The 13100-nt window shown below is 74.9% G+C and carries 9 protein-coding genes; 5 read left to right on the plus strand and 4 right to left on the minus strand.

Going from position 1 to position 13100, the window contains the following annotated elements:
• Positions 1-56: 56 nt before the first annotated feature.
• Positions 57-2687 (plus strand): ExeM/NucH family extracellular endonuclease, encoded by a 2631-nt coding sequence (locus QOZ88_RS10295; protein ID WP_305999688.1) that lies wholly within the window; start codon positions 57-59, stop codon positions 2685-2687.
• Positions 2688-2753: 66 nt separating this feature from the next.
• On the opposite strand, the gene malQ is transcribed toward QOZ88_RS10295, so the two are convergent.
• Positions 2754-4583 (minus strand): 4-alpha-glucanotransferase, encoded by a 1830-nt coding sequence (gene malQ, locus QOZ88_RS10300; protein ID WP_305999689.1) that lies wholly within the window; start codon positions 4581-4583, stop codon positions 2754-2756.
• Between the two features lie 169 nt (positions 4584-4752).
• Between malQ and QOZ88_RS10305 the strand changes: the two genes are divergently transcribed.
• The 4 genes from QOZ88_RS10305 (at position 4753) to QOZ88_RS10320 (ending at position 10896) form a co-directional block, all read left to right on the plus strand.
• Complete coding sequence (locus tag QOZ88_RS10305) at positions 4753-7407, plus strand: putative bifunctional diguanylate cyclase/phosphodiesterase (RefSeq protein WP_305999690.1); 2655 nt, start codon at positions 4753-4755, stop codon at positions 7405-7407.
• Between the two features lie 50 nt (positions 7408-7457).
• Entirely contained in the window at positions 7458-8501 is a 1044-nt protein-coding gene (locus QOZ88_RS10310) for a TIGR03885 family FMN-dependent LLM class oxidoreductase (RefSeq protein ID WP_305999691.1), read from the plus strand.
• Entirely contained in the window at positions 8498-10165 is a 1668-nt protein-coding gene (locus tag QOZ88_RS10315; RefSeq protein ID WP_305999692.1) for an alpha-amylase family protein, read from the plus strand. The genes QOZ88_RS10310 and QOZ88_RS10315 overlap by 4 nt, the downstream gene beginning before the upstream one ends.
• 152 nt (positions 10166-10317) lie before the next feature.
• A complete protein-coding gene (locus QOZ88_RS10320) occupies positions 10318-10896 on the plus strand; it encodes a hypothetical protein (RefSeq protein WP_305999693.1) in 579 nt (192 codons plus the stop codon).
• Between the two features lie 46 nt (positions 10897-10942).
• Here QOZ88_RS10320 and QOZ88_RS10325 read toward each other — a convergent pair whose 3' ends face one another.
• The 3 genes from QOZ88_RS10325 to QOZ88_RS10335 form a co-directional block, all read right to left on the minus strand.
• Positions 10943-11710 (minus strand): sulfite exporter TauE/SafE family protein, encoded by a 768-nt coding sequence (locus tag QOZ88_RS10325; protein WP_305999694.1) that lies wholly within the window; start codon positions 11708-11710, stop codon positions 10943-10945.
• Positions 11707-12486: a sulfite exporter TauE/SafE family protein gene (locus QOZ88_RS10330; RefSeq protein ID WP_305999695.1), complete on the minus strand. Its 780-nt coding sequence runs from the start codon at positions 12484-12486 to the stop codon at positions 11707-11709. The genes QOZ88_RS10325 and QOZ88_RS10330 overlap by 4 nt, the downstream gene beginning before the upstream one ends.
• Positions 12487-12569: 83 nt before the next feature.
• Positions 12570-12959 (minus strand): universal stress protein, encoded by a 390-nt coding sequence (locus QOZ88_RS10335; RefSeq protein ID WP_305999696.1) that lies wholly within the window; start codon positions 12957-12959, stop codon positions 12570-12572.
• Positions 12960-13100 lie beyond the last annotated feature (141 nt).

Consider the following 13100-nt stretch of genomic DNA (forward strand, 5'->3'; position numbering starts at 1 on the left):
TCACCCGTTCGACCTACGGTCACGGCGTCTCACCGTCCGTCCGGAAGGACTCCTCCGTGCTCGTACGCATCGGCAGTCCGCGCGTCCTCGCGCGCCGTACTGCCCTCGGCACGCTCGCCGCCTCCGTGGCCGTGGTGGGCCTGCCCGCCTCCGCCTCGGCGGCGCCGCCGACCGCCCCGTTCATCTCCGAGATCCACTACGACGACGACGGCACCGACACCGGCGAGTTCGTCGAGGTGCACCTGCCCGCCGGCACCAGCTCCGACGGTCTGGCCGTCGTCCTCTACAACGGGAACGGCGACGCGGTCTACGACACCGACGCGCTCCCGGTGGTGACCGCTCCCGCGGACGCCCCGGCCGTCGCGGTCGTCGACTACCCGAGCAACGGCATCCAGAACGGTGGGCCGGACGGGATCGCCCTTGTCCGCGGCACCGACGTGCTCGAGTTCCTCTCGTACGAGGGCACGATGACGGCCGTCGGTGGCCCGGCGGAAGGTCTGACGAGCACCGACATCGGCGTTCGCGAGGCCGGGAGCGAGCGGGAGGGGCAGTCCCTGTCCCGGACCTACGACGCGACGGCCGACGCCCTCGTGTGGAGCGGTCCGGTGAGCGCCAGCAAGGGCGCCGTCAACCCCGCGGGCACCACCGACCCGGAGCCCGAGGAGCCGGTCGACGTCTGCGCGACCACGCCGACGCACGAAATCGGGGCGGTCCAGGGCCCGGGCGCGGAGTCCCCGCTCGCCGGCCAGCAGGTCACCGTCCGCGGCGTCGTCGTCGGTGATCTGGAGGGCTTCGGCGGGTTCCACCTGCAGGACGCCGACGGCGACGGCGACGCCGCGACCTCCGACGGCGTCTTCGTGTTCAGCGACGTCGCGGTCGACCTCGGCGACACCGTCGCCGTCACCGGCCAGGCCCAGGAGCGCTTCGGTCAGACCCAGATCGCCGCGTTCGAGGACGCCGCGGTCTGCGCCGAGGGCACGGCGGGCGACCTGCCGGGCGCCGCCCCGCTGGACCTGCCCGCCGGGGACGAGGAGCGCGAACGGCTCGAGGGCATGCTCGTCGCGCCGGTCGACACGCTGACCGTCAGCGAGGTCTTCGACCTGACCAGGTTCGGCGAGCTCACCCTCTCCGAAGGCGGCCTGCTGGTGCAGCCGACCGAGCTCGCCCGGCCCGGCACCGCCGAGGCCGAGGCGATCGCCACGGGGAACACGCTGCGCCGGATCGTCCTCGACGATGGCGTGAGCGAGCGGGTCACCGTCAGGACCGCGCCCTACCTCTCGCCGGAGACGCCCGTCCGGGTCGGTGACGAGCTCGAGCTGATCGAGCCGCTCGTCCTCGGCTACGGCTTCGACCAGTGGCGGCTGCAGCCGGCCGACGGCACCGCCGACGGCGTCTTCGCGCCGCAGAACACCCGGCCGGAGGCCCCCGAGGCGGTGGGCGGCGACATCCAGGTCGCTGCGTTCAACGTGCTGAACTACTTCCTGACCTTCGGGGAGCCAGGTCGTGGTGCGCGCAGCGCCGAGCAGCTCGAGCTGCAGGCGGACAAGATCGTGCCGGCCATCGAGGCCCTCGGTGCCGAGGTCGTCACCCTCATGGAGATCGAGGACACCGACTCCAGCGGCTACAGCCCCGGCAACGCGGACACGGCGCTGGCCGACCTGGTGGGCCGGCTCAACGCGGCCGCCGGCTACGACAAGTGGGACCACGTCCCGCTGCCCGACGAGCTCTACGGCGTCGACCGCGACGTCATCCGCAACGGGATCATCTACCAGGACGACGTCGTCCTCCCGGTGGGCGAGCCGGCCGGCCTCGTCGACGAGGAGGTCTGGGACAACGCCCGCGAGCCGATCGCCCAGACGTTCGTGAAGGACGGCGACGCGTTCACCGTCGTGGCCAACCACTTCAAGTCCAAGAGCCCCGGTGAGCCGACCGGCGACAACGTGGACTCCGGCGACGGCCAGGGTGCCTGGAACGGCGACCGGGTCCGGCAGGCGGCGTCGCTGGCGCAGTTCGCCGCGGAGCTGCGGGAGTCCACCGGCGACCAGGATGTCGTGCTCATGGGCGACCTCAACGCCTACACCCAGGAGGACCCGATCCAGCTCCTCGAGGACGCCGGGTGGACCGACCTGGGGCTGCGCTTCGACGAGGGCTCGTACAGCTACGTGTTCGACGACATGTCGGGCTCCCTGGACCACGCGCTGGCCACGGCCGAGCTGACGGCGAAGGTCACCGGCGTCACGCACTGGAACATCAACGCGGTCGAGTCCTTCGCCTACCAGTACTACGGGGACCCGGCGCTGTACGCGGCGGACCCGTACCGGTCCAGCGACCACGACCCGCTGGTGCTCGGCATCGACCTGGAGGAGCGCTGCCAGGGCCTGCTGCCCACCGTCCGGGGCACCGAGGGGAAGGACCTCCTCAGCGGCACGAACGGCCGGGACGTGATCATGGGGCTCGGCGGCGACGACGAGATCCGCGGTCGCAACGGCGACGACGTCATCTGCGGCGGCGCCGGCGACGACCGGATCGCCGGTGAGAACGGCGAGGACGTGCTCTCCGGCGGCTTCGGCGACGACCGGCTGGACGGCGGGAACGGCAGCGACGTGCTCGTCGGCGGGCCGGGCACCGACCGGCTCGACCAGGGCCGCGGGCAGGGCACCGCGGAGCAGGAGGGCGTGGAGTCCTGATCCGCTCCCGTCCCTGACGCGCGCCGGCGCGGGTCCTTTAGCAGGAGGGCCCGCGCCGGTGCCGTGTCAGCCCTTCCGGACCCCTTCGGCCAGGGTGCGGGCCACCGTCTGCAGCAGGGGGTGACCCGGCAGCTCCTCGACCGGCACGGGCAGCGGCAGCGACCAGTTGGGCCGGTCCCCGGCGCCGGGCATGTTCGGCCGGCGCTGCTCGCCGACCGCGTCGTCCAGCGTCGCCGAGAGCAGCATCGACGGCGCCGTCGCCAGCAGGGCGTGCGCCTGCTCCACCGCCTGCTCGACCGTCGCGTCGTCGGAGAGCCCCGGCAGGTGGGCCAGCAGCGAGCGGCGGCCGCGCTCGAGCTCCTCCTCGGTGCCGGTGCCGTGCTCCCGCTGCTCGTCGACGTCGGCCTCGGTCCAGAGGCCCGCCACGGTCGGCAGGTCGTGCGTGGTGATCGCGGCCATCGCCTCGGCCGGCCACGCCGCGGGCTCGTCGTCCTCGAACCACAGCAGCCGGTAGGAGAGCAGGCCGTGCTCGGCCATCGCCTCCCGGACGCCGTCCTCCACCGTGCCGAGGTCCTCCCCGACGACCAGGGCGCCGGCGCGGTGGCTCTCCAGCGCGACGATGTTCAGCAGGTCCTCCGCCGGATAGCGGACGTAGGCGCCGTCGGCCGCGCTGCCCCCGGCGGGGACCCACCACAGCCGGAACAGCCCCATGACGTGGTCGATCCGCAGCCCCCCGGCACCGGCCATGGTGGCCCGGATGGACTGCACGAAGGGCTCGTAGTCGGCATCGCGCAGCCGCCAGGGGATCAGCGGCGGGGAGCCCCAGTCCTGGCCGGCCGAGTTGAACGCGTCCGGGGGCGCGCCGACGCTCACGCCGTCGGCCAGCACCTCCTGCCAGGCCCAGGCGTCGGCGCCGCCGCCGGCGAAGCCGATCGGCAGGTCCTGGATGACGGTCATGCCGGCGGCCGCAGCGGTGAGCTGCAGCTCCAGCGCCCACTGCAGCCAGGCGTGGAACGCCACCACCGCACCGTGCCGTTCGGCGTAGGCGGCGACGGCCGGCGCGTCGGGGCGGCGCAGCTCCTCGGGCCAGGTGTGCCAGTCGGCGCCGTGCTCCTCGGTGATCGCCGCCCACGTCGCCCACTCCTGCAGCGTGCGGCCCTGCTCCTCCCGCCAGCGGGTGAAGGCCTCCCCGCCGCCGTGGGCGAAGAAGATCCGCATGAGCACCTCGCGCTTGCGGGCCCAGACCGCGTCCCGGTCGATCAGCGCCCCCTCGGACAGCGCCCGCCCGGCGTCGGCCTCGAGGTCGACGGTGTCGGCGCCGGGGACCTCGTCGACCCGCAGGTAGAGCGGGTTGCGGAAGCGCCGGGTGGCCGGCAGGTAGGGGCTCGCCTCCTGGGTGGCCAGGGGCGCGACCGCGTGCAGCGGGTTGATGAGCAGGAACCCGGCGCCCTGGTCGGCGGCCATCTGCCGGAGGGTGCGCAGGTCGCCGAGGTCCCCGATGCCCCAGCTCTCCCGGCTGCGGGTGGCGTACAGCTGCACCGCCCAGCCCCAGGCGCGGTCCTCGGGCAGCCAGCACCGCCCCGGGGAGACGATCAGCCGGCGACGCGGGCCCTCGGGCGCCTGCAGCCAGTGGTAGCCGAGCGGGAAGTCCGGCGGCAGCTCGCCGTCGATGTGCCGCACCTCGCCGTCCTCGCAGACGACGTCGGCCTCGTCGACCTCCAGGGCGTCACCGGGGCGGGCGACGATCGGCGCCCGCTCCTCCAGGTCGGCCGGCGGCTCGCCGATGACGGCGCGCAGCTTCTCGATCGTCTCGTGGGCTACCTGGTGCTCCTCGTCCAGCGCGTCCAGCCAGCTGGCATCGATGCCCCATCCGTCGGTCGTCGGCTTCGTCGTCACCCCGCGATCCTCGCCGCGCGGGCCCCGGCGCGCAGCCGGGAGGGACGTGGTCCCGGTCTCGTCGCGGGCCGCCGCCGCTGTCACCCGTCGGGGGCGGTGCGCCGGTGGTGCGGCTTCAGCGGGGCCGCCCGTGCGCCGAGGACGTCCAGGACATCGGGAGGCGGTGGCGATGGGCGACGTGGCCCGGCGAGGCTCCGGCCCGCTCGTCCGCTGGGGCGGCGGGCTGGTCGCCGTGGGCGCGCTCGTCGGCGTGCACCTCGGGCTCGAGGGCACGCCGTGGTCCCTGGTCCTGTACCTGGCGGTCGTCCACCTGGCCGCCGCCGTCGCGTGGGCCGGGACCGGCCCGGGGCCCGGCCGCGCGGCCCGGGTGCTCATCGCCCTGGGCATCACGCTGTCGGCGGTGGGCGACCTCCTGTGGGAGGTCCTGCAGCGCCACGGGTTCGCCGTCGACGTCTCGGTGGCCGACGTCGCCTACCTGGGCTCCTACGTGGCGCTCGCGGCGGCGCTCACCAGCATGGCCGGCGTCGCCGGGCAGAGCGCCCGCGACCGCTTCGACGGCTGGGTGGACGCGGTGGTGGTGTTCGTCGCCGTCCTCCTCGTCATGTGGGACCTGACGATGGCCGAGACGCTCACCGACACCTCCCAGCCGCTGCTCGCGCGGTTGCTGTGGGGGTTCTACCCCGCGCTGGACGCGGCGCTGATCGGGCTGGTGTTCCGGCTCGTGGCGGGCAACGGCCGGAACCGCGGTGCGCTCGCGGTCGCCGCCGGGGCCGGCTGCTGGCTGGCCTCCGACGTCGGCTACCTGCTCACCGCCGACCACGAGGCGCCGCCGGCACTGCTGAACTCCGGGTGGATGGTGGGCGCGGTGCTGCTCGCGGTGGCGGCCCGGAGCCGCACCGTCCGCCGCCCCGGGGCCGCGGCCCCGGAGCCCGAGCGCGCGGGGCTCTGCCGGTTGGCCGTCTGCCTCGCGGCGCTGCTCGTCCCCGCCGGCATCGAGCTGGTGCACGACCTGCGCGGTACCGAGCACACGCCGAAGTCCGTGTTCGGTGCCTCCTTGGTGCTGGTCGTGCTCGTGTTCGTCCGCACGGCGCGGCTGCTCCGGGCCGAGACCGAGGCGCGCGCGCTCGTCCGGGCGCAGGCCCGGCGCAACGCCGCGCTGGCCGCCCACTCGTCCGACGCCGTGGTCGTCGTCGAGCGGACCGGCCGGTTGCTGACCACCCCGGCGCAGCTGGCCGGCCTGCTCGACGTCGCGCTCCCCCCCGGATCCGCCGTCGCCGAGCTCGCCCGCGACGCCGGGATCGACCTCGCCGCCGCGCGGGCGGTGTTCGCCCGGGCCGTGGCCGCCGAGGGCGCGGTCGTCAGCGCCGAGCTGGCCCGCCGGTGCGGGGGAGAGGAGCGCTGGCTCGGCGTGCGGCTGGTCGACCTCTCCGCCGATCCCGACGTCGGTGGGGTCGTGGTCCACGCCACCGACATCACCGAGCGCAAGCGCGCCGAGCAGACGCTGGCCCACCAGGCCTTCCACGACGCGCTCACCGGGCTGGCGAACCGGACCCTGTTCACCGAGCGGGTCGAGCAGGCCCTGCGGCACAACGCACGGCACGGCGGTACCGCGGCGGTGCTCTACCTGGACCTGGACGGGTTCAAGGCGGTCAACGACAGTCTGGGCCACCAGGCGGGCGACGTGCTGCTGCGCCGGGTGGCCGACCGGCTGGCCGCGACGGTGCGCGAGGGCGACACGCTCGCCCGCCTCGGGGGCGACGAGTTCGCCCTCCTGCTGGAGGAGACCGCCGGCCTGGAGGAGGCGCTCGCGGCCGGGCAGCGGGTGCTCACCGCGCTCGCGCGGCCGGTGCTCGTCGAGCGGCAGCCCGTGTCGGTCTCCGGCAGCATCGGGATCGCCCTCGCCGACGCGGGGGCGACCAGCGACTCGCTCGTGCGGGACGCCGACATCGCCATGTACGCGGCGAAGACGGGCGGCCGTGCCCGCGTGGTCGTGTTCGACCCGGCGATGCGCGCCGCGGTGGTCGAGCAGCGGACGCTGGAGGCGCAGCTGCAGGGAGCCCTGGCGAACGGGGAGCTGTCGCTGGTGCACCAGCCGGTCGTCGACCTGGCCGACGGCCGGGTCGTGGGCTTCGAGGCGCTGCTGCGCTGGCACTCCCCGGTGCTCGGGAGCATCCCGCCCGACCGCTTCGTGCCGGTCGCCGAGGACCTGGGGCTGATCGAGGAGATCGGCGCGTGGGTGCTCCGGGAGGCGTGCGCGGCCGCCGCCGGCTGGCGCCGCCGGCACCCCGGGGCCCGGGACCTGACGATGGCGGTGAACGTCTCGGCGGTGCAGCTGGCCTCGCCCGAACTGGTGGAGCAGATCACCGCGGCGCTCGCCGCCAGCGGGCTCCCGGCCGGGGCGCTCGTGCTCGAGGTGACGGAGACGGCGCTGGTGCGCGACCCCGAGGTCGCCGCCCGGCAGCTCGCCGCGCTGCGCGCCCTGGGCGTGCGTCTGGCGCTCGACGACTTCGGCACCGGGTACTCCTCGCTCAGCTACCTGCGCCAGTTCACCGTCGACGTCCTGAAGATCGACCGCTCGTTCATCGCCACGATCGACGGCGCGTCGCTGCCCCCGATCGTCCGGGGCCTGATCGACCTCGGCCGCACGCTGGACCTGGAGATCGTCGCCGAGGGCGTCGAGCTCGACCTCCAGCGCGAGCAGCTGCGCGCGGCCCGGTGCGACCTGGCCCAGGGGTACCTCTTCGCCGCGCCGCTGTCCGCCGAGGACGCCGAGCTGCTCCTGCTCGCGCCGACCGACCACGCCGCCGTGGCCGACGGGGCCTGACCCGTCCCTCCCGCATGGCCGACCCGCCGGTCCTGCGGTAGGCATCGGCCATGCCGGTGATCGGGTTCCACAACTCCCACGAGCAGGTCCACCCCGCCGCGCTGCTGGACGCCGTCCGGCACGCCGAGGCGGCCGGCTTCACCGCCGCCATGTGCTCCGACCACCTCACTCCCTGGAACCCGCGGCAGGGGGAGTCGGGGTTCGCCTGGTCGTGGCTGGGCGCGGCGATGGCGACGACGTCGCTGCCGTTCGGCGCGGTGAACGCGCCCGGCCAGCGGTACCACCCGGTGGTCATCGCCCAGGCCATCGCCACCCTCGGCGCGATGTTCCCCGGGCGGTTCTGGGTGGCGCTCGGCAGCGGCGAGGCCATGAACGAGCACGTCACCGGCGGCACCTGGCCGCGCAAGGCGGTCCGGGACGCGCGGCTGCGCGAGTGCGTCGACGTGATCCGCCGGCTGCTGGCCGGGGAGCTGGTCAGCCATGACGGGCTGGTCACCGTCGACCGGGCGGCCATCTACACGCTGCCCGACCCCCAGCCGGCCCTGGTCTGCCCCGCCGTCAGCGTGGCCACCGCCCGCAACGGCGCCGACTGGGCCGACGGGCTGGTCACGATCAACCAGCCGCACGACAAGCTGCGCGAGATGATCGCCGCCTACCGGGACGCCGGCGGGCAGGGGACGCTCGCCGTCCAGGTGCACGTGGCCTGGGATCCCGACCCCGACCGGGCACTGGCGATCGCGCACGACCAGTGGCGGAGCAACGTCTTCCCGCCGCCGCTGTGCTGGGACCTCGACAGCCCGGAGGCGTTCGAGCAGGCCAGCGCGCACGTGGCACCCGAGGACATGCACGGCCCCGTCCGGATCTCCGCCGACCTCGGGCAGCACGCGGCCTGGATCGCCGAGTACCTGGAGCTGGGCTTCGACCAGGTCTACCTGCACCACGTGGGCAAGGAGCAGCGCCCGTTCCTGGACGCGTTCGGCGGGCGGGTGCTGCCCCAGTTCGACCTCGAGCGCCCCGGCCCGGTGGCCGCCATCGACCCCCCCGGACCGGCGGAGAACCGCCGTCCGCACGTCGAGCCGGTGCCGGCGCCGTGAGGATCAGCGACACCAGCGACCTCTGGTGGAAGACCGCCGTCGTCTACTGCCTCGACGTCGAGACCTACCTGGACTGGAACGGCGACGGCGTCGGCGACTTCGCGGGCCTGGCGCAGCGCCTCGACCACCTGGCCGACCTCGGCGTCACCTGCCTGTGGCTGATGCCCTTCTACCCGACCTGCGAGCGCGACGACGGCTACGACATCACCGACTTCTACGCCGTGGACCCGCGGCTGGGCAGCCTCGGTGACCTGGTGGAGGTGATCCGGACGGCGAACGACCGGGGCATCCGGGTGATCGCCGACCTCGTGGTGAACCACACCTCGGTCCACCACCCGTGGTTCGAGTCGGCGCGCACCGCCACGGACGCCCCGTACCGCGACTTCTACGTCTGGCGCGCGGACGAGCCGCCGGACACCAGCGACCAGGTCGTCTTCCCCGACCAGGAGGACAGCATCTGGACGCGCACCGAGGAGACGGGGGAGTGGTACCTGCACCGCTTCTACAAGGAGCAGCCCGACCTCGACGTCACCAATCCCGCGGTCCGCGACGAGGTCGCCAAGATCATGGGCTTCTGGCTCCAGCTGGGGCTGTCGGGCTTCCGGGTGGACGCGGTGCCCTTCTTCCTCGAGACCCGGCGCGGCGACGACGAGCGGCTGCCCGAGCCGCACCAGTACATGCGCTCGCTGCGCCAGTTCCTCACCCGGCGCACGGGGCCGGCGGTCCTGCTGGGCGAGGTGAACCTGCCCTACGAGGAGCAGGTGCAGTTCTTCGGCGGTCCGGACGGCGACGAGCTGACCATGCAGTTCGACTTCGTCGGCATGCAGGCGATGTACCTGTCGCTGGCGCGCTGCGACGCCGGCGCCCTGACCACCGCGCTGCAGGCCCGGCCGCAGGTCAACCCCGACTCGCAGTGGGCGACGTTCGTGCGCAATCACGACGAGCTGACCCTCGACAAGCTCTCCGAGGACGAGCGCCAGGAGGTCTTCGCCGCCTTCGGGCCGGAGGAGCGGATGCAGGTCTACGGCCGCGGGCTGCGCCGGCGCCTGCCGCCGATGCTGGCCGGCGACCCCAGGCGCATCCGGCTCGTCTACAGCCTCATGTTCTCCCTCCCCGGCACCCCGGTGCTGTTCTACGGGGAGGAGATCGGCATGGGGGAGGAGCTCTCGGCCGACGGGCGGCTGGCGGTGCGGACGCCGATGCAGTGGGACGACTCGGTCAACGGCGGCTTCTCCACCGCGGACCCCGACCGGCTGCCGGGGCCGGTGGTCAGCGGCGGCTTCTCGCCGGAGTTCGTCAACGTCGCCGACCAGCGGCGGGACCCGGACTCGCTGCTGTCCTACGTCAAGCTGCTAGTCCGCCGGTACCGCGAGTCGCCGGAGCTCGGCTGGGGCAGCTTCGAGGTGCTCGAGCAGCCGCACGCGGCCGTGCTGGCGCACCGCTGCACCTGGGACGACGGCGCGCTGGTCGCCCTCCACAACCTCGGGGCCGAGCCCTGCACGGTGCCCCTGCAGCTGCCCGACTGCGCCGGGGCCGGGCTGCACGACCTGCTCGAGGAGGGTGCTGCGACGGTCGCCGACGACGGCTCGGCGGAGCTGGCGCTGGACGGCTACGGCCACCGCTGGCTGCGGGTGGTGCGCCCGGGGAGCCGCCGGTTGCTGTAGGCGCGGCGGTGGCCGGCTGCGCGCGGCCGGTTACCCGCTGACCTGCGATCCGGCATCCCGGGGGCGTGAGGGATGACCCACGTCGACCGCGCGGGGTGTCCTGCGCCCCGCTGGGGGCGGGTGTGCCTAGCGTGGCCGGTGAGGTGAGTGCGATGAGCGAACGCGACCAGACCATGTCCCTGCCCGCGCCCGGGCCCGACGGCGCCGGATCCGCGTCCGGCGGTGCCACGCCGAGCGGCACGTCCGGTGGTGCCACGTCCTCCGGGGCGCCGGGGGCCGCGCCGGTGCCGCCCCTGCCCGAGCCGACCCCGGTGGCGGGGGGGAACGCGCCACCCACCGGGCACGCCACCGCCCCGGTGGGTGTGCGCCCGGCACCCCGCAAGCCGCGGCGCGGCCCCATGACGGTGATGGGCCCCTGGGCGCCGGTGGCCGGCGGCCTCCTCGGCCTGTTCCTCGGGCTCGTCGCCGTCCTGCTGCTGGCGGGGTCGGCGGAGACCTTCGCCGACCGGTTGTCGCTGACGTTCGCCGTCCTCGGCCTCGGGTTGCTCGGCGCCGCCGGCGTGCTGCTCGCCGACGAGGTGCGCATCGTGCGCCAGCGGTCCCGGGAGGCCGGGGTGCGCCCGCAGTGGGTGGAGGCGACGGCGGGGCTGGTGAACGGGCTGACCCCCGCCCGGCTGCTGCTGCTGACCAGCGCCTTCGTGCTCTTCCTGTCCGCCTACGTCGCCCGCTGAGTAGCCGTGCGCCGGTCGGCTCGAGACCGGCGCACGGCGGGGCGGCTCAGGAGTAGGCCTGGACGCCCAGGTGGACGGCGAGCCCCAGCCCGGCGACGGCGATGAGCCGGCGCAGCAGCGTCTGGGGGGCTCGGCGCACCACGCGCGGCCCCAGCCGGCCGCCGGCGAACAGCCCGAGGGCGAGCGGCAGCGCGGCGGACCAGACGACGGGCGCGAGCAGCACGAACGCGACGGCGGCCACCGTGTTGGCCAGGCCGAGCACGACGTTCCGCAGCGCGTTGCTCCGGGCCAGCCCCTCGCCGGTCGTCAGCAGGAACAGCGCGAGCATCATCACGCCGGCGGCCGCGCCGAAGTACCCGCCGTACACGGCGACGGCGAAGGTGCCCAGCGGGAGCCACCGCGGGTCCGGGGCGGCACCTCTCGCCGCCATCCCCTGGGCGGCGAGGGCCCGCGGTGGGCGCTGCAGCAGGAGGACGAGGGAGGCCCCGGCGACGAGCCAGGGGACGATGCGTTCGAACGCCTCGGACGGGGTGGACAGCAGCAGCGCGGCACCGGCGGCGCCGCCCAGGACCGCGCCCGCGGCCAGGCGCACCGTGCGGCGCCCCTGGCCGCGCAGCTCCGGCCGCGACGCGCTCACCGATCCGATCGCGTTGAGCACCAGGGCCACGGTGTTGGTGACGTTGGCGGTCACCGGCGGGAGCCCGGTGGCCAGCAACGCGGGGTAGCTCACCAGCGAGGCCAGCCCGGCGATGCTGCCGGTGAGCCCGGCGCCCACGCCGGCGGCGACGAGGAGGAGGAACTCCGGCACGCTCACCGGCTGAGGAGCACCGCGATCGCGACCACGCCGAGGACGACGATCGCCGTCCGCAGCAGCGGCTCGGGCAGCCGCCGGCCGTAGCGGGAGCTGACGTACCCGCCGACGAGCGAGCCGGCGGCCAGCAGCCCCGCCGCGGACCACACCACCCGGTCGGTCGCGACGACGACGTAGGCGCCCGCCGCCACGCCGTTCACCGTCAGGGTCAGCACGTTCTTGAGCGCGTTCAGCCGCTGCAGCGGCTCGCGCAGCAGGAGCCCGAAGAGGCCGATCTGGATGACGCCCTGGCTGGCCGCGAAGTATCCGCCGTAGGTGCCGGTCAGGTAGGCGGTGCCGAACAGGGCGGCCCGCCGTCCCGTCCCGATGCGCAGCTCGGGGGCGCCGTCAGGGTGCCGCCGGGCGATCCGGCGCTTGACCAGCGGGTGCACGGCGACCAGGACGACGGCCACGGCGATCAGCACCGGCACCACCGCCTCGAAGGCCGCCGCGGGCAGGTGCAGCAGCAGGAAGGCGCCGGTCAGGCCCCCGAGGACGGACGCCGGGATCAAGCCGAGCAGCAGCCGCCCCTGCCCGCGCAGCTCGCGCCGGTAGCCGATCGCGCCGGTCAGGTTCCCGCCGACCAGCCCCAGCGAGTTGCTGATCGTCGCCGGCACCGGTGGGAGGCCGACGGCGAGCAGCACCGGGAAGGAGACCAGCGTGCCCGAGCCGACGACGGCGTTGATCCCGCCGGCGGCGAACCCGGCGGCGGCCACCGCCACCATCTCCCCGCCCGTCATGCGTCCATCCCGACGAGACTGGCACGCCGGGAACGGCCCCCGCTCGCGCGCGGGGCGTCGATCCGGTCACACCGGAGCCCGGCTCAAGGCTTGACGGCGAGGACCGGGCGGTCGGCGTCGAGGAGGATCCGCTGGGCGCTGCTGCCCATGAGCAGCTTGCCGACCGGGGAACGCTTGCGCAGCCCGATCACGATCACCGAGGCGTCGACCTCCCGCGCCACGCGCAGCACCTCGTCGGCCACCTCGCCCTCACGGGTGCCCTGCCGGACCTCGACCGCGACACCCGCCCGCTCGGCCCGGTCGGTGATGTCGCGGAGCGTGTCCTCGTCGGCGACCTCGACGCTGACCGGGGCGCCCCCGCGCGAGGAGTTGAGCACCAGGACCCCCTCGCCGCGGCGCGCGGCCTCGGCGATGCCGGCGTCGAGGGCCGCGCGGGCCTCCGGGGTGGGGACGAAACCGACGAGGACGGTCATACGGGCTCCTTGGCGGGACGGTCGGAGGTCGCCCGTCGACGGGCGAGCAGCCGGGAGAGCAGGGACCTGGGGCGACGAGGAGGAATACCGCGAGCAGTGTCCCCGAGATCGGCCGCGTGCGGAAACCGGCGGGTCGCGGCG

This window comes from Blastococcus carthaginiensis, assembly GCF_030731085.1.
Classification (GTDB): Bacteria; Actinomycetota; Actinomycetes; order Mycobacteriales; family Geodermatophilaceae; genus Blastococcus; species Blastococcus carthaginiensis.

Bases quoted from the DNA above. Each gene is read 5' to 3' on its own strand.
- QOZ88_RS10310 (WP_305999691.1), top strand. From the start codon at position 7,458: ATGCCGGTGATCGGGTTCCACAACTCCCACGAGCAGGTCCACCCCGCC.
- QOZ88_RS10335 (WP_305999696.1), bottom strand. From the start codon at position 12,959: ATGACCGTCCTCGTCGGTTTCGTCCCCACCCCGGAGGCCCGCGCGGCC.
- QOZ88_RS10305 (WP_305999690.1), top strand. From the start codon at position 4,753: ATGGGCGACGTGGCCCGGCGAGGCTCCGGCCCGCTCGTCCGCTGGGGC.
- QOZ88_RS10320 (WP_305999693.1), top strand. From the start codon at position 10,318: ATGAGCGAACGCGACCAGACCATGTCCCTGCCCGCGCCCGGGCCCGAC.
- QOZ88_RS10330 (WP_305999695.1), bottom strand. From the start codon at position 12,486: ATGACGGGCGGGGAGATGGTGGCGGTGGCCGCCGCCGGGTTCGCCGCC.